The sequence below is a fragment of the Porifericola rhodea genome (assembly GCF_030506305.1).
Taxonomy (GTDB): Bacteria; Bacteroidota; Bacteroidia; order Cytophagales; family Cyclobacteriaceae; genus Catalinimonas; species Catalinimonas rhodea.
Map to the genome: position 1 here is coordinate 3913262 of NZ_CP119421.1, position 16660 is coordinate 3929921.

12 protein-coding genes are annotated in these 16660 nt (G+C 37.3%); 6 read left to right on the plus strand and 6 right to left on the minus strand.

Features of this window, described 5'->3' with window-relative positions:
- Positions 1–678: 678 nt before the first annotated feature.
- Genes PZB74_RS16110 through PZB74_RS16130 form a run of 5 tightly spaced genes read right to left on the minus strand, consistent with a single transcriptional unit; the run spans position 679 to position 6633 of the window.
- Complete coding sequence (locus PZB74_RS16110; RefSeq protein WP_302237934.1) at positions 679–1770, minus strand: ATP-grasp domain-containing protein; 1092 nt, start codon at positions 1768–1770, stop codon at positions 679–681.
- A 2-nt stretch (positions 1771–1772) separates the two neighbouring features.
- Entirely contained in the window at positions 1773–2927 is a 1155-nt protein-coding gene (locus PZB74_RS16115) for a CapA family protein (protein WP_302237936.1), read from the minus strand.
- Position 2928: 1 nt separating this feature from the next.
- Positions 2929–4146 carry a glycosyltransferase gene (locus PZB74_RS16120; protein WP_302237938.1) on the minus strand — a complete coding sequence of 406 codons (1218 nt, stop codon included), beginning with the start codon at positions 4144–4146 and terminating at the stop codon, positions 2929–2931.
- 11 nt (positions 4147–4157) lie between these two features.
- Positions 4158–5420 carry a lipopolysaccharide biosynthesis protein gene (locus PZB74_RS16125; protein ID WP_302237939.1) on the minus strand — a complete coding sequence of 421 codons (1263 nt, stop codon included), beginning with the start codon at positions 5418–5420 and terminating at the stop codon, positions 4158–4160.
- Positions 5401–6633: an O-antigen ligase family protein gene (locus tag PZB74_RS16130; RefSeq protein WP_302237941.1), complete on the minus strand. Its 1233-nt coding sequence runs from the start codon at positions 6631–6633 to the stop codon at positions 5401–5403. Before PZB74_RS16130 ends, PZB74_RS16125 begins: the two co-directional genes overlap by 20 nt.
- 313 nt (positions 6634–6946) lie before the next feature.
- Here PZB74_RS16130 and PZB74_RS16135 point away from each other — a divergent pair, with 313 nt between their 5' ends.
- The 6 genes from PZB74_RS16135 (at position 6947) to PZB74_RS16160 (ending at position 16236) form a co-directional block, all read left to right on the plus strand.
- Positions 6947–8059 (plus strand): glycosyltransferase, encoded by a 1113-nt coding sequence (locus tag PZB74_RS16135; protein WP_302237943.1) that lies wholly within the window; start codon positions 6947–6949, stop codon positions 8057–8059.
- A gap of 169 nt (positions 8060–8228) precedes the next feature.
- Positions 8229–10175 (plus strand): alginate lyase family protein, encoded by a 1947-nt coding sequence (locus PZB74_RS16140; protein ID WP_302237945.1) that lies wholly within the window; start codon positions 8229–8231, stop codon positions 10173–10175.
- Positions 10176–10364: 189 nt separating this feature from the next.
- Positions 10365–12044 (plus strand): pyruvate dehydrogenase complex dihydrolipoamide acetyltransferase, encoded by a 1680-nt coding sequence (locus tag PZB74_RS16145; RefSeq protein WP_302237946.1) that lies wholly within the window; start codon positions 10365–10367, stop codon positions 12042–12044.
- A gap of 75 nt (positions 12045–12119) precedes the next feature.
- Positions 12120–12659, plus strand: a complete 540-nt coding sequence (hslV, locus tag PZB74_RS16150) for an ATP-dependent protease subunit HslV (protein ID WP_302237949.1) — start codon at positions 12120–12122, stop codon at positions 12657–12659.
- Between the two features lie 240 nt (positions 12660–12899).
- Complete coding sequence (locus PZB74_RS16155) at positions 12900–13529, plus strand: NUDIX hydrolase (RefSeq protein WP_302237950.1); 630 nt, start codon at positions 12900–12902, stop codon at positions 13527–13529.
- Positions 13530–13617: 88 nt separating this feature from the next.
- Positions 13618–16236 carry a cation-translocating P-type ATPase gene (locus tag PZB74_RS16160; RefSeq protein WP_302237952.1) on the plus strand — a complete coding sequence of 873 codons (2619 nt, stop codon included), beginning with the start codon at positions 13618–13620 and terminating at the stop codon, positions 16234–16236.
- 7 nt (positions 16237–16243) lie between these two features.
- On the opposite strand, the gene PZB74_RS16165 is transcribed toward PZB74_RS16160, so the two are convergent.
- A complete protein-coding gene (locus PZB74_RS16165; protein ID WP_302237953.1) occupies positions 16244–16522 on the minus strand; it encodes a hypothetical protein in 279 nt (92 codons plus the stop codon).
- Positions 16523–16660: the final 138 nt, after the last annotated feature.

The following is a 16660-nucleotide window of genomic DNA, read 5'->3' on the forward strand; positions in this document are numbered from 1 at the left end:
GTGTCAATGAGTAAATTTGAGAGTATTTGAAAAATTATATAACTACTGATACATGGGGTCAAAAATAATATTTAGTTAAAAAAGCCTATATGGATTAATAGAGAGGGGTTACTAAGTATAATAATGAAAGATGAGTACGATGTAAGGTAATGAGTTTTAAGAAGAAATATGTAGGAGAAAAAAAAGTGAAATTTTTTGAAACACTAAATTAATACAATAGTTAATCTTAATTTGATATTCTGTTTTTTTCATTTTTAGAATGATAATGATAGATATACCAGCTCTTAAATATCAACTTTATATAAATATAGCCTGAATTTTTAAAATTATTTAATGTATATGAATTCAGCCTCTCCAATAATAAAATAAGAATATTAAAAAAAATTGTTTGAAAAGTTATAAAAAGTGGCGTATGATATAACATGAAATTTATAAATACAGTACCACATTTACATTTCTCTCCAGATGCACCAATAATAGCATTAACAATTTATTCTGAAGCTATTCACTTTTAAAAAGACAAGAAGAAGATACTAGCTAAAAAAGAATACTTTGAAAAGTTATATTTTATATGTTAATACACTAATTAATGAGTAGCTTTAATAGGGTGTGAAAGCGCAGCTCTTAAAATTTTATTGAAGAGAAGAGGATACATAATATATCCTCTTCTACATTTAATTATTTATTAATAATGTTGAAGAACTTTTGATTCAATGATTTTTCTTCAATTGTGATATCTGGTTGTATAAGCTCGGGCATTCCTAGTAAATCAACTAAATGCCAGTATTGTGGCCAATAATGACCTTCATGCCAATTCATCTCTTCATCCCAATATCCCGGACATTTAATTACACTTTGGCCATGTGTATATGATATTTCGCAGATTACAGGTTCATTATGCTCATCATATAAGAAATCATAAGCCATGCATTGATAATTGAGTGTTCTTGAAACTTGCTGAGCAAGCTTGATACACCTTAAGTCAATATTAGCAGGTTCTAGATCTAATTTTTTGCTACCAGAAGCTCTAAAGTCGTTTTCCCTATTGAATCGACGAAATGCGAAAGCTCTACCACCTATGACGACTACCCTTGTATCAAAAGTATTATCAGGCATAAATTTTTGGAATAGCGCATAGTTCTTATGTAACTGCCATCTAAAATTAATATCTTCTCCGTTTAAAGTTTTTAGAAGATTCCCTCCCCAATGTCTAATTTTCTTGCCTATATCGAAATCTTGATATTTGACGTGTCCTTTGTCAGGTATTTTTCCTGAAATAAATCCCGAACCAAAAATTTTCTTAATAAGTTTTTTGCCTCTATTACGAGATTTAATCATTATAACGTTACTGGAACTTGCTCCTCCCTTGAGTTTGAAGATTACTGGAAGCTCTGTACTATCCATCCAACTCAATGCGCTTTGTTTATCCCAAAACACATAACTATCAATAGCCGGAAACCCATGAGCTTTTAACTGAAAAAATTGTTTTATTTTATCATCATAATGCCAATAAGTATGATAATTAGGTAAACATCCTTTCTTAAAATCTTTTTCAATAATAGGGAGAATAGTATGACCCAGTTGGTGGTGATCACTAGTATCAAGCCATCTGGATAGAAAAAAGTCTATGCTTTCAATTTTTTTCCAAAAATCAGGCTGACTTGCATGTAGTCTGATACTTTCAATATGATTATGAATTAGAATCTTTTCATAGATTTCTTCAAAATCAGATAATTTTTGTTTGGAAAATTGATGAATACCAACTTTCATAATTATTTATTTAAGTTTCTGTTAAGGATGTCAATTACTGCGCTTCTATGTGACTGACATCTATATAAGTTTAATAGCCGAGGAAGATACTTCCCTTCGTTAATAACTGACTTCAATAGCTTCTTTTTTAGAAGAAACCTTTCAATTTTATTTAATTGAAATATACTTGAGTAATACATGAGTTGGTTAGCTTTAGTAAACTGATGCCAACTCTCTTTCAATTTGTTATCGTTTTTAATTATGATATTATACTCCTCTATAGTTTTAAGGTAATCTTCTTTTAGTTTACCTGTCATAAGTTTAATAATTGGCTCATCAATACATTGAGTATAAGGATAAATAGTAAAGGCTTGAACTTCTCCTTTAAGTAAAGACAATTTCACAAAGTATCCTTTATACCAATTATCTGCCTTTTTTATTGCTTTGTCGAAATTAAAGTTACCTAGGCTGTAAAAGATAGGAGCTCCTTTGTACACCTCGTATCCACTGGCAAAATGAGTATGATGACTTACAACAGCATCTGCACCTATATCAATAAAAAAACGATAAGTTCTTTTAAGTTCTGGACTTGGTAAATGATAATGTTCATTACCTCCATGTACTATTAACAGAACAAAATCTGCGTTTTTTTTAGCTTCAGAAATCTGAGAGTATAGGTAGGGAAGATCGATAGGATTAGCGCCTGCAGATGATTCTTCAGCAACACAAAACTCTTGATCTGCAGCATTGATAATGGCAATAGTTTGAGAGTTTACTTTTGAATATAATATACGTTGAGCTTCAGCAAGCGTATTTCCTACACCCACTGTTTTAATTCCTGCATTATGGCAAGTTTCTACAGTATCTCTCATTCCCTCATCACCCTGATCCATAATATGATTGTTTGCGAGTGTAGCAATATCAAATTTTGCTACAGAAAGTGCTTCTATTGAAGCAGGAGAGGCTTTGAGGTTGGGGCCAACTTTAACTATTGGTTTGCCTCCTTTAGTTAAAGGACATTCTAAATTTGTGATAGATAGGTCCTTATTTGTTAACACTTTTAAAATCTCGTCATCGTAGATTTTGCTAGCTTGCTGAGAGGTGGAAAGTGTTTCGACTCTATGTTGAGGACAGAAGTCACCAGTTATGATGATATCAATAGGTTTCTGAGCACTCATATTAAGCATTTGTTTTTTTTGTAAAACCCTTTTGTTTTTTTAAAGCCAATTTTTCTAGAAATTCAGATATCCTATTTCCTTGTGTTTTGTAATTGAAATTATTTTCAGCGGTGAGTTTACCTTTTCTGCCTATTAACAAGCTTTGGTCATGATTTTCAATAATAAAATCAATTTTATGAGCAAAAGCCTCATGATCTCCGGCATTTACAAGTAGGGCATTTTCCAAATCCTTGAGGTAATAAGGAATTTCACCTACATTAGTAGAGACTACAGGTTTACCTGTGGCTAAATATTCTCCAATTTTGCTTGGAAAGCATGTGCTAGATTGCAGTGTGTCAGGTTTAGCTACGACTAAGGCTAGGGCGTTACTTAAATAATAGAGTAGCTCCTCTCTAGATACATAACCAGTAAGTATCACTTGTCTTTCTAAGTTTAGTTCTGCAATCAGTCTTTTAACTTTTTGCTCGTCTTTAATTCCCCCCTTACCAATTACATAAAACTTAAGCTCAGAATGTTTTTTACTTACTATAGCAAAGCTCTTTATTAAGCTAATTATTCCATCTTTTTTGTCTGACAAGTTTCCTGAATAGGCTATAAAAGGTGGAGCTTCCGGGTCAGGAGAAGGAAACTCTTTCATATTAACGATTACAGGAACTTTTAACAGTTTACTATTTTTGCCGATTTTTGATTCAAAAAAAGAATGCAGTGATTCTGAAATGACTAAAATTCCATCAAAAAGCTTATAAATAGTCTTGTTATGAATATTTCTAAATATTCTGCCTGTTAGACTAGGCTTCTTTTTAAATACAAAAGGGAATTCACTTTTCTCCTGAATATATAGTGCTCCTGTTATTAAACTGACTACCTTAAAAGTAAAGATATGATAAAGGTAGTTGCTTACTACAAGTACAACATCTGTAGGTTGCTTTTGAAAAAGTATATGTTTGGCAGCTAAAAGAGGACCAGCAATATCCTGAATACGCCTTTTTATAAAGTTATTACTTCTATATGTTGTGTTATTAGCGTACAAGTAATCTATACCTTGATGATTACCTAATATATTTTTGTTTTTGGCTGTACTTTTTTTTTCAAGTGGTAGAGGAACGATAATCTCAACATTATGTCCTGCTTCAGTTAAGCCAAGTGCGTAATTATGTATTCTATTAGTGCAAGCCATACCATAAGGATATGGTTGCTTTAAAATGATTTTAACATTCATAACCGTATAAGTTAGCTGGATCTTTTAGCAACAAAGTTTTTGTACTGTATTGCCAAGTATAAAAAGTAAGACACATTAGAGAATACTAAAGTAATACATGCTCCAACGGTTCCTATTAACTTAATAAGAACAACAAAGCCAATGATATTGACTGCTCCCCTAATAAAAGATGCATTTTTCAGTTCCCTTCCAATCCCATGAGCACTTAAAAATCTATTAAGGACTAAGTATAGCCCTTGTATTACATAAGCAAATGAGATATAGTAGATTAAGGTTACTACTGGTAGGTAATCTTCGGAATAAAGAAAAACAATCACATACTTAATCATTAAAATAAATGCTCCAAACGCTAAAAGTGAGATCAGAATAGTTGAACTAATTACTTTTTTAGGAATTCTGTCGGAGTTTGCAAAATCTTTAAAATATGCTGTTCCTACTACCTGGGGAATCATAGAGAGAGGAGTAGCAATTGTATTAGCTAAATTGAAATATCCGACATTTGTGTTGTCTAAGTAATAAGCTATGATAAAGCTACTCAAATGGAGTGTTCCATTACTTACTAAAGCACCTATGTAGATTTGAAAGCCATGATCTTTGTTTTCAGCAAATATCAGTTTGGAAGTTTCAGAAAAACCCGAGAAGTCTGGTGAAAACTTGCTGTAGCCATAGACAGTAGAAACTAATTGAGTAAGCAAGAATACTCCTAGAACTATCATCAAATTGAGTTCTAATACTAGACTGGCTATAAGGATAAAAACAACATATAATACCTTAGGAGCAATCTGAAAAATTGCCAGTTCATGTATTAAGTTATCACCCTCCATAAACTTGTCTAGAGCTATCTTAAATACAAATACAAAGGTAAAAGGAGCAGCGTATCGAATGATATAGCCGAGGTTATTATCAAATATGTATTCCTGTACATAAGATGATACAAAAACAGTTGCTATAAACAAGCCTGATATCAGGAAGGTAAGTCCAAACAAACCACCAAAAATCTTCTTTCTAATATGTTGAAATTGCTTATCTGCAATTAACCTTCCTCCTGTATGGAAGATACCTACCGAGAAAAAGATCATCATGATATTGAAAATACTTTGAATAAATTTAAAATCTCCAAAGCTTTCAGGACCTAATAACCTTGTATTAATTACACTGGTACCTATTCCTAAGCCAATGCCTAATGCAGAAGAAGTAAGCATAGAGAGGATCTGCTTAAACTTCTTACTTTTAGTCTGCTCAACTACCTTCTGTTTATACTTTTGTAAGATCATGTACTTGAGTCTCCTGAAGTTGTGTTTTTCTTTGATTGATTAAGATAGCTGCAGAGATGCTCAATATAATTGCAAAGTTGGTCTCTAAGCCTAAACCCAAGGTTAGGTTAGCAACAAAGTAACCTATAGTTATATAGAAAGGGATATAGTATTCAAAATGGCTTGTAGACTTGGCTATTCTATGGTAGTATTTTCCAATACCCACTAAAAAGATAGCAAATAGTATAAGTGTAGGAAGTCCAGTGTAAAACATAATTTCTATAAAGAGATTATGCCAACCTCCCTTATTACCCATAGCCCAAGTCTGGCTGCCAGTTACCTCAAATATGGCGTTGTAGTATACTTCACTTTCGGGGCCTCCATAGCCAAGCAGTAGCCCCTGTATATCACTAAAGCTAACTTGTATAGCTTTTTCAAAAAGTGCAAAGCGAAGTTCCATAGTTCCTTCATCCATCATTCTTTCCTGAGCAACAGATGATTCAAGAATTCCTGAACTAATTACTGCGAATATGGAAAATACTCCGAAAATAGCTGCTAGCGTTACTACTAGTACCTTTAGTTTAAAAGTAGCGTTACTTGCATATATTACTGCATGCACTGCAAATATGGCAGCTACTACATAACCCATTCTCATAAATGCTAAAAATATGCTGAGAAAGAATAGCCCCATGAGCGCATTTTTTTTCCAAGTTTTAAAATCGCTAAAGGCAACCCATACTAAAGCAGTAAATACAACATAAGAGTGGAGGTAATCATCTCTAAAAACACCTGTAGAACGCAGTAACCCTGCAAATGCAGGACGATCATAATCTGGATTTACCCTAAAGAAAGATTGATCACCTACAAATTGTACAATAGCTACCAAACTGGAAATAACCGCGACGCTAATCAGCGATAGTTTAAATGCATCCTTCATTCCCTGGTCACCAGTCTTTTTTAGCATAAAATAGACTAATACAAATGTAGGAAGGGTAGTGAGTACAAGAATTAACTTATTTATATCTGAGCCCGCAAAATGGTATATATATACAGCAGAAGCAGTGAGAATGTAAGCAATGAGGTACTTCTCATAGTTTGTCTGAATTTTTATATCCTGACCTCTATCTTTTTTGTACTGCTCTATAAATGGACTGATAACTAGAAATGCGGCTGTAAATAGAAAAAGTATACGTAGGGGTTGCAAATCAAATGCGCCACCAATACGTATTTTCATTCCATCCATGTTTGCTACATCAGATATAAATATCCAGAAGCAAACTAGAAAGGTTACAATAGGGTAGGCAGGTTTAGTTTTTCGTACATAATAAAGTACTAAAATAAAAGAAACTGCAACGTATATATAAAAGTAAGAGGCCATGCTATATTAACTTACCTGTTTGTTGTAACAAATTGCACTCAAATTTAATAATTAAAAGTTTAAATTTAAATTTTCTGATAAAACTTTTAATAAAATTAAAATATTTATTGTTATGTAATAAAATTGGATTTTTTTACTTTTGCTTATAAACAAAGACATTGCAAAATTCATGAAAATATTAACGATTACTGATTCTTTTCATACCGGAGGCAAAGAAAGAAGGTTAATAGAACTCTTAAAAGGCCTAAAAAGCAGAGGGGTTGATTGTGAACTAATTGTGCTATCCGATATAGTTCAGTATGATGAACTTTATAAACTGAATATACCCATTCACTTTCTAAAAAGGGCTTATAAAAAAGATATTAGCATTTTTAAAAAAATATATAAGCTCATAAAAAAGTCGCAACCGGATATAGTACAGAGCTGGGCAACTATGGCTTCTGTTTACGTTACGCCTATCGTTAGCCTGCTCAACCTGCCATTTGTCAATGCAACGATTGCTGACGCACCAAGTTACCAAAGTTTTTTTAGCAGTTCTAAAATCAGAAAAAAAATAACGTTTCCTTTTTCAGATGCTATTGTGGGTAACTCTGAAGCTGGCCTGAGAGCCTATCAGGCACCATCACGCAAAAGCTATGCGATTCATAATGGTTTTGATCTAAAACGAATAGGTACACTCTTGCCTAAAGAGAAGGTAAGGCAAGAATTCAACATCAGTACCCCCTTTATAGTGGGTATGGTAGGTAAATTTGAAGCTCGTAAAGATTATGAAACTTATGTACGGGCAGCAGTAAAGCTCGTTCAGCAGCGAAAAGATGTTACATTTTTAGCGATTGGGGATGGAGCGAATCTGGAAGCTATGCGAGCACTGGTACCTAATGACTGCAAAAACCAAATCATCTTTACCGGAAGACAAAGTAAGGTAGAGTCAATTATCAATTTGTTTGACATTGGGGTACTTACCACTAACCATAAGGTTCATGGTGAAGGTATATCTAACGCTATTCTTGAGTATATGGTGCTCGGCAAGCCAGTAATTGCATCAATAGGAGGGGGAACTGCGGAAATTGTAAATGATCAGGAAACCGGCTATCTGATTGAACCTTTTGATGTAGAAGCTCTTTGCGATAAAGTTAACAATCTACTAGATAATGAAACCCTGAAAGTTCGTATGGGTAAAGCCTCTCGTGATAGAATAGATAATCACTTTAGTTTAGATAAAATGACTGAGGCTTATATTCAGCTCTACGAAAAAATTGCTAATAAAGCAGTTTTAAAATGAGAGACATTCTTTTAATTTGATAAATTTGTTCGCCAGAACTTTTTTCGCAGACAGTAATTTTTTGATCACTGTACGCTTGCGATTTTAATTCATCTATTGGCATAAAAATTATTCTAACAAATTAAAGTCAGTACCCTCTTTCTTTTAGTGGAAAGATAAAACCTTTATTATGTCACTTTCCTGGTACTATTACCGGCTGCGTACAATGTCAGTTCCTGAGATTGGCTTTCGTGTGCAGCAGTATCTACAAAAAAAAAGAGAAAAGCGTAAGCTTGACCAACTTGTTCCTCAGCATGTAGCACTACAGGAACCTCCACCTAGCTTATTATCTATCGGAGATTTTGATTTCAAACTGGAAAATCAAAGCATAGAAATTTTTGGGCAGCAGTTTAATTATAACCAGACTATAGACTGGCATTTGGATATTTCTTCTGGCAAGCGTTTTCCTATGGATTTCGCAAAAGACATTAATATCCGTACAGAGGAGTTTGGTAGTGCCAAGCATGTATGGGAGGTAAACAGAATGCAGTTTCTTACTCTAATAGCCCTACAATATCGCCAAACTAAAGATGAACACTACCTTAATCAGTTTCAGGAGGTACTCTCTTCATGGCTTAAAGCTAACCCTTACCTGAGAGGCGTAAATTGGTATAGTAATATAGAAGTAAATATACGTTTGATCGTATGGTTCTTTAGTTGGGAGATTCTTAACGTTAATGAGTTAAGAAGTTCTCATCCGGAATTTTCAAAGTTTGTAGACCAACACTGGCTACCAAGTATATACCTCCATATGCGGTATAGTTATGAAAACCCGTCTAAATATTCCTCTGCTAACAATCACCTGATTAGTGAGCATGCAGGCCTTTTTATTGCCTCCTGCTTCTGGAAGTTTGAAGAGTCTGAACATTGGCTCGCACATGCTCAGGAAGGTTTAGAACAGGAGATAGCTTTACAACATTCTACAGAAGGGGTCAACAAGGAAGAGGCTGCAGAATACATTCAGTTTATCACAGACTTTTTCCTTATTCCTTATATAGTAGGTCAAAAAGCTTCGCACTCTTTTTCACCGGCATATAGTTCTATGCTTGAAAAAATTTGTGAATACATCTACCAGATGATGGACTTACGTGGAAATATCGTTTATTATGGTGACGAAGATGATGGCAAAGTACTTATACTAGATCCCGAACATCATTTTGATAACTTTAAGTCCATACTAACATCTGGAGCCATACTGTTTAATAATAGTCAGTGGAAGCAACTTGATAATGGTTTTGATATTAAAAACGCAGTGCTTTTTGGAGCAGAGGGTAAAAAGAGGTACGAAGCTCTAAGCACATCTACAGAAGATAATACTTCTAAATTTTATCTTGAAGAAGGTCACTTTATATTGCGCAAGCAGGAGCGTAAAAAAAATCGTGAAGTATTTGTTCACTTTGATGCTGCCCCCCTTGGTTTTCTGTCAATTGCTGCTCACGGCCATTCAGATGCGCTTTCTTTTGTATTGCATGTAGATGGGTATCCCATAATTACTGATTCTGGTACATATACTTATCATACTGAAAGAGAATGGCGCCAATACTTCTTAAGTGCATTAGCACATAACACAATTACTATAGATGGTCAAAACCAGGCGATGGTGGCAGGGCCTACCATGTGGCTAAAACATTATAAAACACAAGTTGTAGCACAGGATACAAATGCTGAAGAAGATATGATCCACGCTACGCATGATGGTTACAGCAAACTAGGAATTGAGCATCATCGTAGACTTCGTTTTGTTAAAACTAAAGACGAACTTTCTATATCTGATCAGCTTCTCTTTAAGAAAACAGGAGAACACCAGATAGAAATGCCATTACATCTTCACCCGGCTGTAAAAATACAACAGAAATCAGAACGGGAGTATTTGTTAAAGCACCCTAAAGCAAGGGCGGTTCTAATTACCTTACCAACAAATGTAGTGTCAGAAGTGATGAGGGGTAATACCAATCCTATATTAGGATGGTACTCTGCCTCCTTTCAGGTGAAGGAGCCAACTTCAGTAATTTATAGTAAATGTCATCTGAACAAAACAAGCGAACTAAATACCCAGATAAAAATATTAGAAGAATAGGTCAAATAGTTTATTGAAATGTATTAAATGCTTTATGAAGGCATGGTCAACCACCATTTAAAAAACAAATAAGGCATTTTCTAATTGATATAGTTTATTATCATCTGTAATTTGGCTTCGTTTTTTGCATATTGCAGCGTGCTTTGAATAAAAACTATTTTAGGCAAATAAATATTCCGAACTAAATCTATGGCAGAAGTAATAAGAATGCCCAAGATGAGCGATACCATGGAAGAAGGTGTGATCGCTTCTTGGCAGAAAAAAGTAGGCGATCAAGTAGAATCTGGTGATATCCTCGCTGAAGTAGAAACAGATAAAGCAACAATGGAGCTGGAGTCTTTTGAAGACGGCACATTGCTATATATAGGTGTACAGGAAAACGAAGCGGTACCGGTAGATGGCGTAATTGCAATTATAGGTGAAGAAGGAGAAAATATAGATAGCTTGCTTAAAGATATTGAAGGCGGTGCAGCCCCTTCTGGTGGTCAGGAAGAAGAAAAGTCTGAAGCCTCTTCTGACAGCGACAGCGCTGAGGCCGAAGAAACTGTTGATGCCTCTGATGTAAATGCTACTGTGGTAACCATGCCTAAAATGAGCGATACCATGACCGAAGGTGTGATCGCCTCATGGCTCAAAAATGTAGGTGACAAAGTAGAGTCTGGTGATATTCTGGCAGAGGTAGAGACTGATAAAGCAACAATGGAGCTGGAATCTTACGAAGATGGTACGCTACTCTATATTGGTGTAGAAGAGGGAGGATCTGTAGCTATAGATGGAGTTATTGCAATTATAGGTGAAGAAGGAGCCGATTACGAAAAACTGCTGAAAGCACAAAAGTCTGGTGGTAAAGCTAGCGAAAGTAGCTCTGACAATGGTCAGGATACAAGTGCTGCTGAAAAAGATGCTCCGGCTTATACGCCCTCTCATGCAGAATCTAGCTCGACGCCCAGTACCGAAGGAGGACGCGTTAAAGCCTCTCCGCTGGCTCGCAAAATGGCTGAAGAAAAAGGGTTTGATATAAGCAAAATATCTGGAAGTGGGGAAAATGGTCGTGTAGTTAAGAAAGATGTAGAAAGCTATCAGCCTGCCGCGGCACAGTCTTCTCAACAGGCCGAACAACCAGCCAGTGCACAAAAAGATACTGCCAAACAACCAGCGCCTGTTAAGTTACCAGAAGTGGTAGGCGAAGAGCGTTACGAAGAGGTAAGAGTATCTCAAATGCGTAAGACAATCGCTCGCCGTTTGTCGGAAAGCAAATTTACAGCGCCACATTTCTACCTGACCATGGAAATTAACATGGAGAAGGCAATGGCAGCTCGTAAAAGCATGAATGAAATTGCTCCTGTAAAAATCTCTTTTAACGATATAGTAGTAAAAGCAGTTGCCGCAGCACTTCGCCAGCATCCTAAGGTTAATGTCTCTTGGAGGGAAGATAAAATGCGCTTCAACCAGCATATCAATATTGGAATTGCGGTAGCCGTAGATGAAGGCCTTTTAGTACCTGTCGTTCGTTATGCAGATAATAAGACAATCTCTCATATTTCTGCCGAAGTTAAAGACCTGGCATTAAAAGCCAAAAACAAGCAACTGCAACCTAAAGATTGGGAAGGTAGCACTTTCACCATTTCAAACTTAGGAATGTTTGGTATAGAAGAGTTTACGGCTATCGTTAATCCACCAGATGCATGTATACTTGCCGTGGGCGGAATTAAAGAAACCCCGGTAGTTAAAGACGGTCAAATCGTACCCGGACACGTAATGAAAGTAACCCTTTCTTGTGATCACCGTGCAGTAGATGGGGCGATAGGTGCTGCTTTCTTGCAGACGTTCAAGTCTTATATGGAAGATCCTATCAGAATATTAATATAATCTGATACACTTGTTAGAAAGGCTTTGCATCCCCATGCAGGGCCTTTTTTTGTTTAAACATACTATTTTTTAATAATGCCAAAAGTAAGATCAACTACAGTACTGGCTGTTATCCACAATGGTAAAGTAGCCATTGGTGCCGATGGACAGGCCACCATGGGCAATACAGTGGCCAAAGGCAATGTAAAAAAAATTCGCAAGCTACAGGATGGGAAAATCATTACAGGCTTTGCCGGATCTACTGCTGATGCCTTTACACTTATCGGACGCTTTGACGAAAAGCTGGGAGCCTATAGCGGAAATATGAAAAGAGCCTCTATAGAGCTTGCTAAAGATTGGCGCACAGACCGCTATCTTCGTAAACTGGAAGCCATGATGATCGTCTGCGATAAAGATGAAATTTTGATTATTTCCGGGAATGGAGATGTGCTTGAACCCGAAAACGGAATTGCGGCCATAGGCTCAGGTAGTATGTATGCTCAGTCTGCCGCCATGGCACTGAAAAAACATGCTCCTCAGCTATCTGCTAAAGAAATCGTGACCGACTCTCTGCACATCGCAGCAGATATATGTATTTATACTAACCACAACCTAGTAATAGATGAGGTAGAATAAATATCAAATCAGTTTATTAAAAGAGCTGTTATCTACATAAAAATATGGTAGGTAGCGGCTTTTTTTGTTTAGCCCAAGTGATATATCTGCCAAATATAAGCCTGTGAAACTAATAGCCAGAAGATAACTGTTGCCTATAAGCCTCCGGCTCAAGCTTATACGTATGAGCAGCAGAAGCAGAAGCAGAAGCAGTCGGCATAACATTTGATTTTAGATAGACAGCCCCAAAAATGTAGTACTATGAATCTTGAAGAACTTAGCACTTCGCTCAAATACAGATTAGAAAAAGGCTTGCCGGGTTGGCAGGCTCATACTAGAATGTCTACCCAGGTGCATCGTAACGCTCGCGTTAAAGTTCCCAGCCATACGCGTAGAGCTGCAGTACTTATGCTTTTGTATTATGATGAAGGAGAGCTTTGGATACCCCTGATCAGAAGGCCAGACTATGATGGTGTGCATGGTGGGCAGATGGCACTCCCCGGAGGTAAGGTAGAAGCAGAGGACAAAGATATTATTGCTACAGCGCTGAGAGAAACACATGAAGAGATTGGGGTATATGTTCAAAGAAACCAGGTAGTAGGGCCTTTATCCAATCTGTACATTCCTCCAAGTAATATTACGGTTACGCCCGTACTTGCTATTACTAATGATAAGCCTACTTATCAGGCAGACCCACTAGAAGTTGCCGAAATTACTGATGTCAGTATGAATGCATTGCAAAACCCGGAAAACTATTCCTTGAAAAAAGTGCCTATTTATACAGGAGGAATAGTTCAGGCACCTGCCTTTCAGATACTTGGCAAAACTATCTGGGGAGCTACTGCAATGATGCTCAGCGAGCTACTTCATATTTTTGAAGAACTGGACTAGGGTGTGTAAACACTTCAGTAGCCTTTTTCGTTGTTTCAGGTGTGATTGATCAATTTTTTTATGACTAATATTTTTTAAGCTAAAAACCTTGGAACACTACCTTCAACCTGCTGATGACGTTTTTAAAGAATTAAACTCATCACCCGACGGAATTTCAGAACAGGAAGCTAAGCAACGCCTGGAAAAAGATGGCTACAATGAGCTGGATACCGAGACTAAGATTAACAAGCTCAAGCTTTTCCTGAATCAGTTCAAATCATTTATCATCTACATCATGCTGTTTGCATTGGTGTTATCCCTTGTATTACAGGAATACTCTGATGCAGTTGTAATCGCCGCTATTCTGATCGCCAATGCTATTATTGGGTACTATCAGGAGCTGAGTGCTCAAAAGTCATTGCAGGCCCTCAAAGAGATGGGCGTAGTCAATGCTAAAGTGGTGCGAGATGGCAAAACCAAAGAGATTGACTCTAAATACCTGGTCAAAGGAGATGTAATCTATCTGGAACCCGGAGACAAAATACCTGCCGATGCTCGTATTTTTCAAGCCAAAGAGTTAAAAGTAGAAGAGTCTGCCCTTACCGGTGAAAGCCTTGCGGTAGAAAAAAGTGCTGATAAACAAGATGAAGAAGTACAGATTGGAGATCAGCACAATATGCTTTTCTCCTCTACCAATGTGCAAAACGGAACGGCACGCGCCGTGGTGGTAAGAACCGGAATGGAGACTGAAATTGGCAAGATTACCGAAATGGTTAAATCTTCCGAAAAACAATTAACACCCTTACAAAAGCGCCTGGATCGTTTTGGTAAGCGTCTGGGGTATGCGGTTATCGCCATCTGTGTAATTGTGCTGGCAGTCATCGGAATCAGAAATTATATGGAAAGTGGCTTTTCCTGGAAGGCGATGCTTGATGCACTACTTGTTGCTGCCGCACTAGCCGTAGCCGCAGTGCCATCTGGTTTGCCCGCAGTAGTAACCATTGCTTTAAGCGCAGGTGTAAAAAAATTACTGAAAAGGAAAGCTCTGGTAAGAGAGCTGGCTTCGGTAGAGACTTTAGGCTCCTGCAATGTTATTTGTTCTGATAAAACCGGAACCATTACCCAAAACCAGATGACAGTAAAGAAAGCCTGGACATTAGAGCAAGAGGCTGAAGTGGAAGGTTCTGGATATGAGCCCGAAGGCGAAATTAAAGAAAGTGTATCTGAACTACTCTTTGAAATTGGCAAGTTCTGCAACAATTCTTCTATTGGCAAAGACGAAGGAGAGTGGAAAATATCTGGAGACCCCACAGAAGCGGCGCTCTTAGTTTCTGCAGATAAGGCGAAGGTAAATGGTGAGGCCGAACGTATAGATGAAATTCCTTTTAACTCGGACCGCAAGCGTATGAGTGTGCTGGTCAAGAAAGGTGGTAATGAGTATGTGTATACCAAAGGCGCTCCGGACCAGATGCTGGAAGTATGTACGCATGCCTTGCAGGGTGAAGACAAAGTAGAAATGACTGAAGAGGTAAGAGAAAAGATCAGGGAGCAGGTAAACAAGTTTTCTCAGCAGGCACTACGCGTTTTGGCATTTGCCTACAAAGAAAAAAACAGTGACTTTAAAGAAGAAGACCTCACTTTTGTGGGCTTGCAGGCAATGATAGATCCTCCGCGACCCGATGTGGTAGAGTCTATTAAAATTACCAAAGATGCGGGTATCCGGGTAATTATGATTACTGGTGACTATAAAGAAACGGCAAGCGCGATCGGCAATGATGTTGGAATAGAAGGAGAGGCACTTACAGGCTCAGAGCTTGGTAATATGTCGGATGAGGAGCTGGAGGAACATCTGGAAAAAGGTGCTAGCGTATTCGCTAGAGTTGTTCCAGAGCATAAACAAAAGATTATTTCAGCATTGCAGCGCCGTGGAAATGTGGTTGCCATGACCGGTGATGGTGTTAATGACGCACCAGCACTTAAAAAAGCAAATATCGGTGTGGCAGTTGGTTCAGGTACTGATGTGGCCAAAGAGGCTTCGGACTTCGTACTTATGGACGATTCCTTTACGAATATAGTACATGCTATAGAAGAGGGGAGAGGTATTTATGATAATATTCAAAAGGCCATTATGCACCTGCTTTCGGGTAATTTGTCTGAGGTGCTTATTATATTTATTGCTACCCTTCTGGGCTGGAGTTTACCTCTTACAGCCATAATGCTGTTATGGATTAATCTGATTTCTGATGGAGCTCCTGCGCTGGCATTAGCGGTAGACCCTTATGGCGAAGACATAATGCAGCGTAAGCCTAAACACGGAAGTACCAGTATTTTACCCAAACCAGAACTGATACTTACCTGTGTGCTCTCTGTTATCTCAACTATTGGGGCGCTGATACTATTCTATTGGGCTGGTGGTAACGATCAGGAGCAACTAGCCTTGGCACAAACTACAGCGTTTACGTATGTGGTAATTTCTGAGTTTGTACTGCTACTGGCAGTGAGGAGCTATTTTGCTATTCCTGTATTTACAAATAAATGGCTGTGGATAGGTGTAGGTGCAAGCCTTATATTACAGGCAGTGCTTATATATACTCCCGGGCTAAGAGAAATTTTTGAACTGGAAATGCTCGGAGGTAGAGAATGGCTAGCTATTGGTATAGCATTAGGATCTGTAGCAATACTATCTTTTATCGCTAAAGCGATCACCCTTAAACAGGTAAAAGGGTGATCTGCTACTATTCCTGATAAGTTTTCAGGCGTATGCCTTCAAGATATGGGTCCAACAGTTTGGTATCAGTAAAGGAAAAAATATCTCCTATATAGTCATACTTACTGTTGTACCATATTTCTACAAAAAATCTACCATTGTGGTAGAGGTTAATTCTAAACCGACGCTGCTGGTCGTGATGAAAACGCGTAGCCAGAAAGTTACAACGGTTCCATACATATTTGCACTTTTTTTCTCTTGGCAGTTTTTCAAAATCAGTGCTAGTCATTGTGCCTCTTCCTCCCATTTTATGATCCTTTTAGAAATAAAATGCATTACAAATCTGTATAAACAATTTAAAGCAATTTATACTGAAACTCAATGCTAAAAGGATAAGGAAAACATATTTAGATGTATGTTTTTTTACTAAACCTCTGGCATTTAG